The 15,497-nt window shown below is 64.0% G+C and carries 15 protein-coding genes; 6 read left to right on the forward strand and 9 right to left on the reverse strand.

Annotation, left to right across the window (positions count from 1 at the left end; all coding sequences use genetic code 11):
- Positions 1-135 precede the first annotated feature (135 nt).
- The gene (locus FPZ08_RS13405) at positions 136-831 is read left to right on the forward strand and encodes a DUF599 domain-containing protein (protein WP_146290481.1); all 696 of its coding nucleotides are present in this window, start codon (positions 136-138) and stop codon (positions 829-831) included.
- Between the two features lie 114 nt (positions 832-945).
- Here the strand turns inward: FPZ08_RS13405 and FPZ08_RS13410 are convergent, their stop codons facing one another.
- Complete coding sequence (locus tag FPZ08_RS13410; protein ID WP_146290482.1) at positions 946-2,211, reverse strand: tetratricopeptide repeat protein; 1,266 nt, start codon at positions 2,209-2,211, stop codon at positions 946-948.
- Between the two features lie 211 nt (positions 2,212-2,422).
- On the opposite strand from FPZ08_RS13410, the gene FPZ08_RS13415 reads away from it, so the two are divergent.
- The 4 genes from FPZ08_RS13415 to FPZ08_RS13430 all read left to right on the forward strand — a co-directional run bounded on the left by FPZ08_RS13415 (position 2,423) and on the right by FPZ08_RS13430 (position 4,719).
- A complete protein-coding gene (locus FPZ08_RS13415; RefSeq protein WP_146290483.1) occupies positions 2,423-2,734 on the forward strand; it encodes a (2Fe-2S)-binding protein in 312 nt (103 codons plus the stop codon).
- Entirely contained in the window at positions 2,700-3,185 is a 486-nt protein-coding gene (gene bfr / locus FPZ08_RS13420) for a bacterioferritin (protein WP_146290484.1), read from the forward strand. The genes FPZ08_RS13415 and bfr overlap by 35 nt, the downstream gene beginning before the upstream one ends.
- Before the next feature lie 109 nt (positions 3,186-3,294).
- Positions 3,295-3,717, forward strand: a complete 423-nt coding sequence (locus FPZ08_RS13425) for a VOC family protein (protein ID WP_146290485.1) — start codon at positions 3,295-3,297, stop codon at positions 3,715-3,717.
- 135 nt (positions 3,718-3,852) lie between these two features.
- Complete coding sequence (locus tag FPZ08_RS13430; protein WP_146290486.1) at positions 3,853-4,719, forward strand: polysaccharide deacetylase family protein; 867 nt, start codon at positions 3,853-3,855, stop codon at positions 4,717-4,719.
- Here FPZ08_RS13430 and FPZ08_RS13435 read toward each other — a convergent pair.
- The 4 genes from FPZ08_RS13435 to FPZ08_RS13450 all read right to left on the reverse strand — a co-directional run bounded on the left by FPZ08_RS13435 (position 4,682) and on the right by FPZ08_RS13450 (position 10,137).
- Complete coding sequence (locus FPZ08_RS13435; RefSeq protein WP_146290487.1) at positions 4,682-5,314, reverse strand: nucleotidyltransferase family protein; 633 nt, start codon at positions 5,312-5,314, stop codon at positions 4,682-4,684. The genes FPZ08_RS13430 and FPZ08_RS13435 overlap by 38 nt on opposite strands.
- 133 nt (positions 5,315-5,447) lie before the next feature.
- Positions 5,448-6,440: an alpha/beta hydrolase gene (locus FPZ08_RS13440; RefSeq protein ID WP_246132651.1), complete on the reverse strand. Its 993-nt coding sequence runs from the start codon at positions 6,438-6,440 to the stop codon at positions 5,448-5,450.
- A 173-nt stretch (positions 6,441-6,613) separates the two neighbouring features.
- Positions 6,614-7,825 carry a lytic murein transglycosylase gene (locus tag FPZ08_RS13445; RefSeq protein WP_146290488.1) on the reverse strand — a complete coding sequence of 404 codons (1,212 nt, stop codon included), beginning with the start codon at positions 7,823-7,825 and terminating at the stop codon, positions 6,614-6,616.
- A gap of 128 nt (positions 7,826-7,953) precedes the next feature.
- Positions 7,954-10,137: a mechanosensitive ion channel domain-containing protein gene (locus FPZ08_RS13450; protein WP_146290489.1), complete on the reverse strand. Its 2,184-nt coding sequence runs from the start codon at positions 10,135-10,137 to the stop codon at positions 7,954-7,956.
- Positions 10,138-10,267: 130 nt separating this feature from the next.
- Between FPZ08_RS13450 and FPZ08_RS13455 the strand changes: the two genes are divergently transcribed.
- The gene (locus FPZ08_RS13455; protein WP_146290490.1) at positions 10,268-11,098 is read left to right on the forward strand and encodes an alpha/beta fold hydrolase; all 831 of its coding nucleotides are present in this window, start codon (positions 10,268-10,270) and stop codon (positions 11,096-11,098) included.
- Here the strand turns inward: FPZ08_RS13455 and FPZ08_RS13460 are convergent.
- The 4 genes from FPZ08_RS13460 to FPZ08_RS13475 all read right to left on the reverse strand — a co-directional run bounded on the left by FPZ08_RS13460 (position 11,085) and on the right by FPZ08_RS13475 (position 15,416).
- Complete coding sequence (locus FPZ08_RS13460) at positions 11,085-12,035, reverse strand: carbohydrate ABC transporter permease (RefSeq protein WP_146290491.1); 951 nt, start codon at positions 12,033-12,035, stop codon at positions 11,085-11,087. The two genes, FPZ08_RS13455 and FPZ08_RS13460, sit on opposite strands and share 14 nt — an antisense overlap.
- Positions 12,032-12,913 carry a carbohydrate ABC transporter permease gene (locus tag FPZ08_RS13465; protein ID WP_146290492.1) on the reverse strand — a complete coding sequence of 294 codons (882 nt, stop codon included), beginning with the start codon at positions 12,911-12,913 and terminating at the stop codon, positions 12,032-12,034. Before FPZ08_RS13465 ends, FPZ08_RS13460 begins: the two co-directional genes overlap by 4 nt.
- A gap of 59 nt (positions 12,914-12,972) precedes the next feature.
- The gene (locus tag FPZ08_RS13470) at positions 12,973-14,247 is read right to left on the reverse strand and encodes an extracellular solute-binding protein (RefSeq protein WP_146290493.1); all 1,275 of its coding nucleotides are present in this window, start codon (positions 14,245-14,247) and stop codon (positions 12,973-12,975) included.
- A gap of 89 nt (positions 14,248-14,336) precedes the next feature.
- A complete protein-coding gene (locus tag FPZ08_RS13475) occupies positions 14,337-15,416 on the reverse strand; it encodes an ABC transporter ATP-binding protein (RefSeq protein WP_146290494.1) in 1,080 nt (359 codons plus the stop codon).
- Between the last annotated feature and the right edge of the window lie 81 nt (positions 15,417-15,497).

Genomic DNA, 15,497 nt, shown 5'->3' on the forward strand with positions numbered 1-15,497 from the left:
CACCGTCTGTTCCAACGTCATTCGCGCGAAGGCGGGGAATCCATTCTGGTCAACTCAGAGGTTGAAGAGTGGATTCCCGCCTTCGCGGGAATGGCACAGTGGGTTATCAAGCAAGAACCTGCACCGGGGCATAGAATGTCGACGACACTGATCTCCACCCTGTTTCCGCTGATCTGCTACTTCGCCTACAATATCGTCGTGCCGCTGGTGGAGCGGATGCGGCCGTCGCTCTCGGCCATCATGAACATGCAGCGCCGCCGCTGGGTGGCCAATGCCGCCCTGCGCGAATCCCCGTTCGACGCCATATTGTCGGGCAATATCATGGGCTCGGTGAGCTTCCTGGCCTCCACCGCCGTCCTGCTCATCCTGGCCGTCTTCGCGGTGTTCGGCCAGGTGCCGGCGCTGATGACCACGCTCAATTCACTGTCGCTGGACCGGGTCTACACCACGCTGGATGTGCAACTGCATCTGGTGGTCATGCTGACCATGTTCGTGCTGGCCTTTTTCGCCTTCACGCTGTCGCTGCGCCAGTTCAACCATTTCTGCATCATGCTGGGCGCGCTCGATCATTCCAGCCCCATTTCGGAGCCCGAGATCGAGGCCATCACCGCCATGAACGCGCTGGGCGCCCGCAATTTCAACAGCGGCGTGCGCGCCTATTATTTCTCGGTAGCCACCGTGGCCTGGTTCGCCTCCGAATGGCTGCCGATCGTGGCCTGCCTCGTGACCATCCTGATCCTGGCGCATCGCGAATTCTTTTCCTCGGCCCATCGCACCGCAGCCTCGGCCGCCATCATCGCGGCCCGCCGCCAGCAGGAAAAACGAGGCTAAGCGCACCCACCAGAGACCTCATGGTGAGCTTGTCGAACCACGAGGTCGAGCGAGTGGAGGCTTGGGTGCCACGCCCCCATGGTTCGACGAGCTCACCATGAGACCTACCAGAGCCTACTTCGTCTTGGTCTTGCCTGACGCGCCGGTGCCGGCCGGCCCGGTCAGCCGCACCAGGTTGTCGGCGGCGAGCTGATAGCCCTGGTCGGCCGCCTGCTGGTAATAGCCGATCGCCGTGGCCCGGTCGGCCGTGACGCCCAGCCCGTTCTCATAGATATGGCCCATATTGTTGAGCGCGATGGGCTGGTCGCTATCGGCGGCAAGCTGGGTCCATTTCAGCGCCTCTTCATAGTCGACATCGGTGCCCAGCCCGTCGAGATAGAGCAGGCCCAGATTGACCGCAGCGCGCATTTCTCCGCCTTCGGCCGCTTCCCGATACAGCTCCAGCGCCCGCTCATAGTCCTGCGCCACGCCATTGCCGTCCTCATAGAGCAGCGCCAGGTTGTGCTTGGCCAGCGCCAGACCCTGGTCGGCCGCCTGCTGATAGAGCTCCGCCGCAGCCGCGACATCGGCCTCCACCCCCTCGCCATTCTCCAGCAGGAAGGCCAGGTTGTTCTGGCCATACATGTCGCCCTGGTCGGCCGCCAGCCGATAGAGCTCTGCCGCCCGCGCCAGGTCGGTTGGCCGCCCCAACCCGTCCTGCAGCAGCTTGCCCAGATTGACCTGGCCGGATGCATCGCCCTGCGACACCGCCAGTTCGAACCAGGCCGCGGCGGCGACATAGTCGCGTGGCACGCCCAGCCCTTCTTCATACATCAGCCCCAGATTGGACTGCGCCTTGCTCATGCCCTGCTCGGCCGCCGCGCGATACCAGCGCGCCGCCTGCGTATAGTCCTGCGTCAGCCCCTCGCCGAAATCGTAGCTTAGCCCAAGGCTGTTCTGCGCCAGCGCGAAGCCGGCTTCCGCCCCCTCCGTCAGCAGTTGCGCGCCGCGTTCCATGTCCATCGGCACGCCATCGCCGGTGGTCAGCATGTCGCCGAAAATGGCCAGCGCCACCACATTGCCATCCGCCGCCGCTTCCTCGAACAGCGGCACCGCGCTTTGCGTATCGCCGTCGGCATAATAGGCCCGCGCCAGCCAGCCCTTGACCTGGGCCGAGCCCGGCTCCGCGGCCAGCGCCTTGGTGCAGGCGTCGATGGCGGCATCGGTGTCGATCTCCCAGCTTTCGCGGCCGATGCTTTCGAACCCGGTCTCGAACTGGCTCGCCGCTTCCGCCGCACAGGCATCGAATGCCGGCCCGGCCAGAACGGGCGAGGCCATGCCCACCGGCGCAACAAAGGTCCATGCCAACAGACCCCGCCGCAAGCCCTTCAATCCGCTCATCGCACTCTCCTCCACCAGCCGCCGCCACACTCTACCCAAGCCCCACACAGGAGCAAGCGGGCGCAAGCTGCATGACCGCAAGCGCGGCGCAGCCGCAGCGCGGCCATGGAATGGCACGCCCCGTTAGGGACGTGACATTACATGACCTTGACATTCACCTAATCCGGTCGCTTTATGCGCGCCAGCAAGCCCAACCGACCCGTCGCAGCCCATGCTCGTCTGCCAGTGCAACATGATTACGTCGAAGGAGATCGAGGATATCGTCCTCGACCTGCTCCGTGCCGATCCGTGGCAGCTTGTCGTGCCCGCCAAGGTCTATTCGGAACTCAATCGCCGCGCCAAATGCGGCGGCTGCGTGCCGAATGTGGTGGACATTATCGTCCGCGTCACCGAAAACTACCACTCGCAGCAAGCCCAACAGTCAGGCGAAGTCCTCTCGCTTCCGACTGGGCTCGAAAAGCTCAAGCAGCAACGGAGTGGAGTACGTCGTGAAAGGCGAAGCACAAGTCATCGAGCGGCTTAACGAAGCCCTCTTTCTCGAACTCGGTGCGGTCAATCAGTATTGGGTTCATTTTCGTCTTCTCGACGATTGGGGCTACAAGAAGCTGGCTTCCAAGGAACGCGCCGAATCCATTGAAGAAATGCATCATGCCGATCGCCTGATCGAGCGCATCATCTTCCTCGAAGGCCATCCCAACCTGCAGCGCGTCGCGCCTTTGCGAATCGGCCAGACCATCAAGGAAGTGCTCGAAGCGGATCTCGCCGGCGAATACGACGCCCGCGCCGCCTACAAGGCCAGCCGCGAGCTCTGCGAACAGCTCGGCGACTATGTCTCCAAGAATCTGTTCGAGGCGCTGCTGACCGACGAGGAAGGCCATATCGACTTCCTCGAGACCCAGCTCGAACTGCTCGACAAGATCGGTCCCGAAAAATACGGCCAGCTCAATTCGGCCTCGGCCGACGAAGCCGAATAACATCGAATGCGGGGCGGCAGTGCCGCCCTCCCCCCCACGGAGTCATCCCTGCGAAAGCAGGGACCTCCGTTTCTTTTTTGCCCTTGCCGTTCTGGCAACGGAGACGTCCATGACCTGGCATACCGGCCGCCTCATCGACCATGTCCATCTGCGCGCCAGGAACTACATGGCCACCCGCTATTTCTACGAAAAGGTGCTGGCCGCGCTCGATGTCAAGATCGAACATGCCGGCGAAGGCTGGTTCCAGGTCGATGAACTCTTCGTCGATGGCGCCGATGCCCGCACCCTGCCGACCCATGTCCACCTGGCCTTCCAGGCCCGCAGCCGCGACATGGTCGATGCCTTCCACAAGGCCGCCCTCGCCGCCGGCGGCAAGGACAATGGCCGGCCCGGCGAACGCGACTACCACCCCGGCTATTACGGCGCCTTCGTGCTCGACCCCGACGGCAACAATATCGAAGCCGTCTACCACGGCCCCGTCCGCCGCTCGGCCGACTCGGTCAGGCTCGATCCCGTTCCGCCGTCGAATTGATGCCGCATTGCCCGCCTAACATTACCCGGTGAGCGAAAAAGGGATGGCGGCAGAATCGTCCTGGACCGCGGCGCTGCGGCGCCGGGACCCCGAACTCGATAAGCCAGCGCATGTCGCGCTGACCCCGAGAAAGGTGTGTCCCATGACCTCCCCCACTCCCGCTTTGTCGTGATTCACGAAGACGACCTCGGCATGAGCCATGGCGCCAATCAGGCCTTTGTCGAACTGGCCGAGGCCCGCATCGCCACGTCGGGCTCCGTCATGGTGCCCTGCCCCTGGTTTCCGGAACTCGCGCAATTGGCGCGCGAACGGCCGCAACTGGATATCGGCGTTCACCTGACGCTCAATTCCGACGCCAGGCCCTATCGCTGGCGGCCATTGACCGGGGTCCGTGACAACGGCCTGACCGACCCGGACGGCTACTTCTGGACCGATGTTCCCAACGTGCGCCGGCACGCCCAGCCTGACGCGGTGGAGACCGAGTTGCGTCTCCAGATCGAAACGGCGCTCGCCGCCGGCATCGGCGTGACCCATCTCGACTGCCATATGGGGACGGCGATGATGCCGGAATTCGTCGCTATCTATGAACGCCTCGGCGCCGACTACAGGCTGCCGCTGCTGCTGATGGACGATTATCGGACCTTCTCGGTCATGGACTATGTCGGGCCTGTCACCACCGCCGAATACAACGCGGCCCGGGACCGCGCCGCGGCACGAGGCAATCCGGTCGTCGCGCTGCAGCTCGAAACAGCCTGGGACTGGCCCGATGGCATAGAGACCGCCTATCGCAATCTCTTCGCGCGCGTCCCACCCGGCGTGTCATGGCTGGCCTTGCACTTCACCGCGCCCGGCGATGTCGAGCTTTTCGATACAGAAGCGGTGATCCGCACCGGCGAGTACGCCTTCTTTCGCGATGGACGAGCCAAGGCGCTGATGGACGAATTCGGGCTTGTCCCCATTGGCCTCAAGGACTGGCAGGCGCGCCTTCTGGCCACGGAATAACCGTCAATTCCGGCCACACCGCCTTGGCCCGTGCTGCCTTGGTCGCATGCGTGGCGGCATTGTCGAGCGTCGGATTGGGCGTGATGCGGAACGAGAAAATATCGTCGAGCCCGAACGGCGCAAAGATGCTCAGCCGGCCATCTTCCTCCAGCCGCACCGCCACCGCATGGGTGCGCGAGGCGAAATAGAGCATCATTTCCGCGCTGGACTTCAGTTGCGGATAGGGCGTGCCGAACTTCTGCGGAAACCAGATATGCACCCGCGCCTGGTTGCGCAGCTCGACCGGAACCGGCAGACCGGCAAACTGCGCCGCGGCGCGGCGGATCACCGCATCCTCCGCCTCGTAGGACAGGTCGCTATCGTCGAAATAGACGACATCGGCATCCTTGATCCCGGTCAGCGACGGCCGGCCCGTCAGCACGTTCCAGACCGTGTTGTAGATCGCCCCCGACCCCAGCAGCATATCGGGCAGCGCCAGATCCCGCATCCCACCCAGCACATCCATCAGCAGCGCCGAATTGCGGACAATCGCCTCGAGCGCATCACGCTGCGCCTGCTCGGTCGCGCCGGAGAATCGGAGATGGTCGGTCGGCATCGGTCCCAACGGCCCTCATGGTGAGCCTCCTGAGCTTGCCGAAGGGCGAACCACGAGGGCGTGGCAACATACTGCCACGACCTCGTCCTTCGACAAGCTCAGGATGAGGTCTACTGCTTGATTCTGCGATGCGTTAGTTCTCGATCGGCTGGAACATCGCGTTGAGCTCGTCCACGATCTGCTCCATCGGCGCGATGGCCTCGGGCAGTTGCTCGGGCGGGTTGGGCGCCACGGCCACATAGGGCACGCCGCTGGGAAAGGCCCCGAACATCTGGAAAAATGCCACCATGTCGTCCAGCACAGGCATGCGCCAGCGCCACATCGCGCCCATGGCGATAACCGGCTCCATATGCCCGAACCCCTCGTAATAGCGCGTGGTGACCCACACCCCGCTATCCTTGAGCTTCTGCGCAAACCGCTCGGTATTCTGCATGCGTACGATCGGGTCGGTCGTGCCGGTCGCCAGATACATGGGCGGCGTTTCCGGCGTCACCAGGTTGATCGGCTGCGTGCCCTGCGGATTGGGCGCGGCGCCAAACGCATTCTGCACCTCGCCATATTCGAACGGGTAGAAATCATACGGCCCCGACAAGGCCGCCACGCCCAGGATCGGCATGGTCACGCCGTATTCCCGCAGGAATGACGGGTCCATCGCCAGCATGACGGCATTATAGGCCCCCGCCGAATGGCCGGCGAGAAACAGCCGCGTGGGATCGCCGCCATAGGAGGCGATATTGTCCTGCACCCAGCGCAGCGCATTGGCGCTGTCCTCGAGAAAGCCCGGATAGGCCACTTCGGGCACCAGCCGATAATCGGCGATCACAGTCACGAAACCGCGCGACGCCAGCGCCCGGCCGACAAACTGGTAATCGCTGCGCTCGCCCCGGTTCCAACCCCCGCCATAGACGAAGAACACCACCGGCGCCGACGTCCCCCGCGCCTCGGGCGCATAGACGTCCAGCTTGTGCCTCGGCCCGTCGGCATAGGCAATGCCATCGCCCACCTTCACCGTGCCGCCATCCATGGCCGCCGGCAGATTGAACGGGTCCATCACCGACAGCGCAAAGGCCTGAGCCGGCAGGACGAACAGGAAGAGGAGCACCGCAAGGGCGCGACGAAACGGCATGATCATTCACGAACCAGAGAATTGGGAGACCGCCCGCCTAGCGAGCAAAGCCGGGGATTTTGTGGCAATGGAGGGCGCCGGAAATGGGCGAGGGCAGGCGCCTCGAACTCCCGAAGCAAAGCCTGCCCTCTACTTAAGCGCGTTAACACTGTGCCGAATTTGTTAACAGACTGTTAACGTTTGAGCGCATCCAGCAGCCTCCCGGAGATGTGACCATCCGCCGGCAATCCGACCCGTCCCTGATAGGCCAGAACCGCCGCCCGCGTCCTGGGTCCCACCACGCCATCGGGCGATCCGGCATCGAATCCGGCCCGGCTCAGCAGCGTCTGCAATTCCGCCCTCTGCGCCTTGGTCAGCGCATAATCGCCCGCCGGCCATGGCGTCGCAAAATTGCCGCCGCCCAGGATGCGGTCGGCCAGATGCCCCACCGCCAGCGCATAGCTGTCCGAATTGTTGTAGCGCTTGATCACATCGAAATTGGGCAGCAGCAGGAAGGTCGGGCCGTTGGCGCCGGCCGGCATATAGAGCCGCCCCACATCGCTGGGCCGCGGGAAGGCCCGGCCCGACACGCGCTGTATGCCCATGGCCTGCCACTGGCTCAGCGGCGCTTTCTCGATCCCCCGCGCCGCCGCAAAATCGAACCCGCTGGGGAGCTTGACCTCATAGCCCCAGGTCTCGCCCTTGCGCCAGCCGAAGCTGTGCAGGTAATTGGCGGTCGAGCCCAGCGCATCCTGCACCGAATTCCAGATATCCTTGCGCCCGTCGCCATTATAGTCGACCGCATAGCGCATGAAGCTCGAGGGCATGAACTGGGTATGCCCCATCGCCCCGGCCCATGATCCCGTCATGTTACGCGCGCTTACATGCCCGTCCGAAACGATGCGCAAAGCGGTCAGCAATTCCTCGCGGAAGAAATCGGCGCGATAGCCGCCCTCGGTCAGCGTCGCCAGTGCATGGATGGTGTTCTCGCCGCCCATGAAGCCGCCGAAATTGGTTTCCATGCCCCAGATGGCCAGCACGATTTCCGGCTGCACGCCCCAGCGCTGCTCGCTGCCTGTGAGCGTCTGGTTCCATTCGGCGCGCATGGCCTGGCCCTTCTGCGCCTGTCCCGCCGTGACCCGCTTGTCGATATATTGCTGCACGGTCTGGGAAAATTCGGGCTGTTTGCGCGTCAGCTCCATGACCTTGGGCAGGTAGTTATAGCCGGAAAATGCCGCTTCGAACGCCGCCCGGCTCACCCCGCGCGCCTCGGCCTGCGGCCACAGGCCCCGCACGAAATCGGCGCTGTTGGCCCAGGCGGGCGCCATGGCGGAAAGGCTCAGCGCGCCGGCAATGGCCAGCGCCGGGAGAAATCGGGCAAGGCACCTGCCCCCTAAAAACAACATGACGGGCCTCGTGATACGCAAAGACTGAAAGTCACGACTGCGCCACCGCAATTGGCGCGCGTATCACTATTTTAACCCACCAAATTAAGATCGGCTTAAGGCAAATGCCCCGCCCGATCACGATCCGTTCAGGCGTCCGGCTTCCCCTTATCCTCGCTCGGCCGCGGCGGCAGCACGCGGCCCGAAGCCCGCGCCTCGCCGCCCTGCACATAGGTCACATGCGGATAGGGGATTTCGATATTGCGTTCGGCGAAGATGGCCTTCAACACCTCGTTATAGGCCCGGCCCACGCCCCAATGCTTGCCCGGCAGCGTCTTGATGCGCGCGCGCACCGTTACCGCCGAGGCCGCGAAGGCGATGATGCCCTGCATGTCGAGGTCGTCGATAATGCTGTCCTTGTGCTCGGTCTGCATGAGCGCGTCGAACGCGTCATGCATGGCCTGCTTCACCTGCACGATGTCGCTGTCATAGGCCACACCGATCTCGGCCACATGGAACGAGAAGCCCCGCATCATGTTGGAGACCTGGTCGACCGACGAGAACGGGATGAGATGCACCGTGCCGCCAAGGTCGCGGATGGTCACCGAGCGGATGGTGAGCTTTTCGACGACGCCGGACGTGGTGCCCACGGCCACCACGTCGCCCTCGTTCATCACATTCTCGAACTGGATGAAGATGCCGGTGATGATATCCTGCACCAGCTTCTGCGCCCCGAAACCGATGGCCAGGCCGATCACCCCGGCGCCGGCCAGGAGCGGGGCGATATTGACCCCGATCTGCGCCAGCGCCAGCATCAGCCCGAACACCACTAGGGCGATGGTGAAGGCGTTCTTGAACAGATTCAGCAGTGTCTTCTCGCGCGCCGTCGGCACCTTGCCGACGCTGGTATTGAGCCGGTATTCGACCCACGACGCGACCACCACATGCAGCACGATACAGGCCAGCACGATCAGCGCCGCCGAGATCACCGAGCCGGCCACCTGCTGCCCGGCTTCGCTGCCGATCCAGCCGACGAAGTCGAACAGGGCCCAGGCCTGCGCAATGGCCACCACCACGCCTGCGATCACCACCCAGCGCACCACTTCCATCACCGTGGGCACGAAGGCGCGCAGCCGCGCTTCCAGCAGCGGCAGCCGCTGCTTGATATCGCCCGGCAGGCGCAGGCCCGCGCTGACGAAGCGCGAGATGAAGCCGACAATCACCACCCCAATCAGAACAGCCACCAGTGATTGCACCGTGGCTCCCAGCATGAAGGGCAGTGCCTCTTCGGGGTTGGCGAACCACACCACCAGCAGCGTCACCAGATAGATGATGGCCAGCATGTGCCAGTATCGCCCGAGCAGGATCAGCAATTGCCCGGTGCCGTCATGGCCGCGCTTGGTCGCGATTCCGGCCAGCCAGGTCCGCACGTCGTCCTTGTTCTGTAGCACGACGATGATGCCTATCGTCACCGCCGTCGCCATGACCAGCACCTGCACTGCCGATGCCGCGCCAACCGACAGGTTCGCCGCCAGCAGCGGCGTCACGAACAGGAAGGTATAGCCGAGCAGCGAAATGATCCGCCCGATCCAGAATGACCAATAGGCGGCATTGTCGTCGCTGACAGGGATCAGCCGCAGCGGCTCGAAGCGCGGCGACAGGATGACGCGAACCGCCAGCTTGCTGAGCTCGACCAGCAGGAACGCATTGAGCAGCAGCGACTGGTTGATGCCCATCTGCCCCGTGGTCTGGCCCACCAGCGCCAGGGCCACCACATAGCCCACCGCCCAGGCCAGCAGCACCGAACCGAAATCCACCAGCGCCGCCGCCAGCGCCCCCAATATGCGCGACATCCAGCCCCGCCCGGCCACCCGCTGGGCGACGCGGCCCCTGGCCCAGGTGACGATGATCCGGATGATCAGAAAGCTGGCAAGCAGGCCCAGCGCCACCAGCAGCACACCCACCGCCACATCCCAGAAGGCTTCGAGATCTGCCTCCAGCGCCCCGCTCAGCCCCTGCTGCAGGTCGACGAACACCCCGGCCAGCGAGCGCAGGGTCGCCGAGGCCCCTTCGGCGACGGTCTTGGTATATTCGGCCAGTTGGCGAACGATATTGAGGTCGGGCGCGGTCTCGGCCGGCGCCGTCACCTCCGTCCCGCTCTGCTTCAGCCGCTCGATCAGCGCCGCCCGCGTTTCGTCATTCTCGATAATGCGGATCAGTTCGTCGATTCCGGCGTCGCTGCTCGTCGTCGTTTCAGGGGTGATCCCCGGAACCTGCGCCATGACGGCGACAGGGGAGAGCACGAACAGCAGCAGCAGGAGCAGGTGGCGCATTGGACAATATCCGGCAAATTCGGCGAAGGGCGGATCGGGCGACATTACAGCGCCACCCGATGTGGATACGCTGGGCCGGCAGGAAGGTTCAATCTCTACCCGGCCCTTTTGCCCGCGAATGGAGCACGAAATGACCCAGCACGACACCCCGGCCGCCTTCACCGACGACGATCTCGTCCTCTTCGAACGCGACGGCACCCCGCCTCTGCCCACCCCGCAGCATGCCGGCCACCTCACCCATGACGGCGCCGATATCTGGTATGTCAGCATCGGCCAGGGCCAGCCGGTCATCCTGCTGCATGGCGGTCTCGGCCATTCCGGCAACTGGAGCCATCAGGCCGCCGCGCTCGTCGCCGCAGGCTATCGCGCCGTGCTCGTTGATAGCCGCGGTCACGGCCGCAGCACACGCGACGGCAAGCCCTATAGCTATGACCTCATGGCGGGCGACGTCCTCACCCTCATGGATGCCCTGGCCATCGAGCGCGCCGGTTTTGTCGGCTGGAGCGACGGCGCCTGCATTGCCCTGATCCTGGGCGCCACCCATCCCGATCGCGTAGCGGGCGTGCTCTACTTCGCCTGCAATATGGACCCGGATGGCGCCCTGCCCTTCGTGCCGACACCCACCGTCGATCGCTGTTTCTCGCGGCACAAGCAGGATTATGCCGCGCTCTCCGCCACCCCTGATGATTTCGACGCCTTTGTCGAAGCCGTCGGCCTCATGCAGCGCACGCAGCCGAACTACACGGCAGCGCAGCTCGCCGCCATCGCCGTGCCGGTGACGATCCTGCAGGGCGAGGGCGACGAATTCATCAAGCCCGAACATGCCCGCTATCTGGCCGACACCATTCCCGGCGCCACGCTGGTCATGCTGCCCGGCGTCACCCATTTCGCCCCGTTGCAGAGACCGGCCGTGTTCGACGCTGCCATGCTGGCCGCCCTGGCCCATTTCACGGAGCAGTAGCCCTCATGGTGAGCCTGTCGAACCACGAGGGCGTGTCCAGATGCCTCCGCGTCACCCCCTTGACGCCCGCCGACAGCATGATCGCCTGCGTCACCCGGCGCTGGAAGATCAGGTAGACGATAGCCACCGGCAGCCCGGCCACCACGGCCGAAGCCATGAGCTTGCCATAGACGATGCCATAGGCATCCTTCACCTGGGTAATGCCGACGGGCACGGTCATCGTCGCCTCGCCCGTCGCCGCGAGGAAGGGCCAGAGGAAGGCGTTCCAGGCGCCGATAAAGGTGATGATGCCCAGCGCAGCCGTCACGCCCCAGTTCATCGGCAGGTAGATGCGGAACAGGATCTTGAAATGGCCGGCGCTGTCCATCATCGCCGCCTCGCGGAACTCCTTGGGCACCGAGTCGAAGAACTGCTTGTAGACGATGATCACCACCGGCACGATCAGCTGCGGCAGGATGATGCCGGCCCAGGTATTGAGCAGCTTGAACTGCGCCATCAGCACGAAATGGTTCACGATCAGCGCCTGCATCGGCACCATGAAACAGGCCAGGATCAGCACATAGATCAGCCGCCGCCCGGGGAAATCGAGCTGGCTCAGCGCATAGGCGCAGCCGGCCGAACTGACGATGACAAGCACCGTGATAACCAGCGACGTCACCATGGAATTGACGTACCAGATGGCGATATTGGTGTTGTTCCAGATGTGGATATAGCTGTCGAACACGAAGCGGCCGGGCCAGAGCGAATTGCTGCCCGAGATCACCTCGCCATCGGGTTTGACCGAGGTGATGATCGCCCAGTAGATCGGGAAGAACGAGGCCAAAGCCACGAGCAGGGTGATGGCGGTCAGGACAATGCCGACCAGGTCGAGCGGCCGGTCGCGCCGGCTGCGTTCGGCGACGGCAGCCTGGCTGCCGGAAAGGGCTTCAGCGCTCATTTTTCACCTCGCGCCCGCAGCAATTGATATTGCAGCACCGACAGCACGATGATCATGCCGAACAGCAGCACGGCTGCGGTGGCGGCCTCGCCGCCCTTGTTCTGCTGGAAGGCCAGCTTGTAGATATACTGCACCAGGGTGATCGTCGCATCCTGCCGCCCGCCGATCGAGAACAGGTAGACCTGGTCGAAAATCTTGAGCTGGGCGATGAGCTGGATGGTCAGCACCAATACGGTCACCGGCCAGACCAGCGGCCAGGTGATGCGCATGAATTGCCGCCAGCGGCCGGCGCTGTCGAGCTGCGCCGCCTCGTAGATTTCGGGCGAAATGTTGCGCAAGCCGGCAATGAACAGCAGGATATTGAAGCCCATCGTCCACCACACGGTGACAAAGGCCACCGTGGGCATGAACAGGGGAATGGTGCGGGTCAGCGATTTGGGCTCGCCGCCATTGAACAAAGCCACCACGCCCTGCGCCAGCCCGTATTGCACGTCGATGATCCAGTTCCAGGTGAGGAACACCACCGAGACCGGCAGGATATAGGGCAGGAAGAAGCAGGCCAGCACGAAGCCCTGGAGCCAGCCATTGAGCCGGTTCACCGCCAGCGCAATGGCCAGCGAGATCAGCGTATTGGGAATGACGGTGAGGACCACGAACCAGGCGGTGTTCCAGAAGGCCGAATGGAACAGTTTCTGGCTGAGGATTTTCACATAATTGTCCCAGCCGACCCAGTCGCCCGCCCCGATCAGCGGCGCCTTGGTGAAGCTGAGCAGCACCATCTGGATGGTCGGCCAGACGAAGAGAGCCCCATAGATCAGGATGAAGGGCCCGACCAGGATCAGCGCCGTCAGATATTCCTGTTTCCTGTCCCGCAGCATAGCCATACCTCCCGGGTCTGGGGATGGCCGGCACCCGCGCGGGCGCCGGCCACCGGATTCTACAACTGGCCGTTGAGGTCGTCACGCATCTGCGCGGCGGCATCGGCCGGTTCGATCTCGCCCGTGGTGGCGGGATTGATGTAGTTGCTCCAGGCATCGCCCAGCGGCGCGGCCGGCCCGGCCAGGATCGTGCGCGGATCGAACACGGCGGTATCGGCAAAGCCGGCATAGTCCGATTGCGGCTTCAGCGCCTTGAATTCGGCACTCTCGCGCACCGCATTATAGGCCGGGATATGGCCCGCGCCGGCCCAGTCGAGGCTATGCTGGTCCATCCAGGCGATGACCTGCATCACCGCCGCGCGCTTGTCCGGATCGGCATCCTTGCCCGAATTGGCGGGAATGACGAAAGCATGCGAATCCGACCAGGCGGCCTTGTTCTCGAACAGCACCGGCAGCTCCACCGCCCCCCATTCGAACAGCTCGCCCTTGGCATGGAGGTCGACGAAGGTCGGCACTTCCCAATTGCCCATGATGAAGAACGGGCTCTGGCCCGAGCTGAACAGCGCCAGGGCTGCCGGGCTTTCCACCTGCACCGGCGTATAGCCGCTATCCACCCAGCCTTTGACCACCTCGATGGCATTGGTCAGCTTGGCCAGGTCTTCGTCGGTGGGGAAGAACCCGCCGGCGGCTTCGTCGAACATGGTGCCGCCCTGCTGGCCGAACAGGCTGTAGATGGTGCGGTAGCGGTCGCCGGTCGGCGTGGAGATGCCGTATTTGCCGTCGCCGGTGAACTGGGCGAGGATCGCATTGAAGTTGTCGAGCCCGTCGAGACCCGTTGGCAACCCGTCTTCACCGAGCAGCCCGGCTTCGGCCAGCATGTCCTTGTTGTAGTAGAGGATCAGCCCATGCTGGTCGAACGGCACGGCATAGCGGGTGCCATCGACCTTGCCGGCATCCGAGGCGGCCGTGGTGAAGTCGGTATTGGCAATGCCGGCGCCGGCCATATCCTCGTCGGTGATTTCGCTCAGCGTGCCGCTATCGACGGCCAGCGGAATCCGGCTCAGGTGATAGGTGGCGATATCGGGCCCTTCCCCGATGGCCGAGGACGTCTGCAACTTGGTGTAGAACGGCGTACCCCATTCGAGCGTCGTGCCCTCGATGGTGATTTCCCCTTCATGTTCGGCATTGAACGCGTCGATCAGCGCCTTCATGCGCACGCCATCGCCACCGGCAAGGAAGTCCCACCACACCACGGTCTGCTGTGCGAAGGCGCCGGATGCGAGCGCAAGGAATGCGGTCGAAGCCAAAGCAAGGCGACGTAGATTTTTCGTCATTCTTTCCTCCCAAAAGGTTGCTGCTCTATGCTTGGATCTGCGGTTGGTGCGTCGCATTGAGCCTGTAGCCCGCACCCCGGAAACCGTTGTCAGCTGGAGTGATAGGCGGCGCCTTCGGCATCGAAGAGATGCGTCTCGCTGCGATCGGCCGCGAGGCTGACGGCCACGCCGGGCTCCAGCGTGCTCTTGCCGCCATCCTCGGCCACCACAAGCGCCCCATCGGCCAGCCGCACATGCAGCAGCGTCCGGTCGCCCAGCCGCTCCACCAGCTCGACCACGCCATTGAGGCTCCCGCCCTCGGCCACCTTGAGGGCATCGGGCCGCACGCCCAGCGTCAGCCCGTTGCGCGTTGGCAGCACCGAGATCGCGATATCGGTCGGCACCACGCCGCCGCCGGCATGGATCAGCGCCTTGCCCTCGGCCTCGCTCACCTCGGCCACATCAAGGAAATTCATCGAGGGCGAGCCCACGAAGGCGGCGACGAACCGGCTGGCCGGCCGCGAATAGACCTCCATCGGCGTGCCGATCTGCTCGATGCGGCGGTTGTTCATCACAACGATGCGGCTGGCCAGCGTCATGGCCTCGGTCTGGTCATGCGTCACGAAAATCATCGTCGTGCCGATGCGCTGGTGCAGCTGCGCCAGTTCCACCCGCGTGCGCACGCGCAATCCGGCATCGAGATTGCTCAGCGGCTCGTCGAGCAGGAAGGCCTTGGGCTCGCGCACGATCGCCCGCCCGATGGCAACGCGCTGCCGCTGGCCGCCCGAAAGCTGGCTCGGCCGCCGGTCGAGCAGCGCGCCGATTTCCAGCATCCGCGCCGCATCGTCCACCCGGCGGGCGATCTCGGCCTTGTCGGTGCCCACATTCTGCAGGCCGAAGCTCATATTCTCGCGCACCGTCATATGCGGATAGAGCGCATAATTCTGGAACACCATGGCCACGCCGCGCTGGTTGGGCGGCAACTGGTCGACCCTGGTATCGCCGATATGGATCTGCCCGGCATTGACCTCTTCAAGGCCCGCAATCATGCGCAACAGGGTGGATTTCCCGCAGCCCGACGGCCCGAGGAACACGATGAACTCGCCCGAGCGAATATGCATCGACACGCTGTCGAGCACCTGCACCGTGCCGTAGGACTTACTGACCTCGTTCAGAACTATATCGGCCATCAATTCCTCCTCGTTTCTGTGAACCGTCAGCTCTCCGGCCAATCGGCTCCTGCGCCCCCTCTCCCCTGAGGGGAGAGGGTT

Source organism: Devosia ginsengisoli (assembly GCF_007859655.1).
GTDB classification, from domain to species: Bacteria; Pseudomonadota; Alphaproteobacteria; order Rhizobiales; family Devosiaceae; genus Devosia; species Devosia ginsengisoli.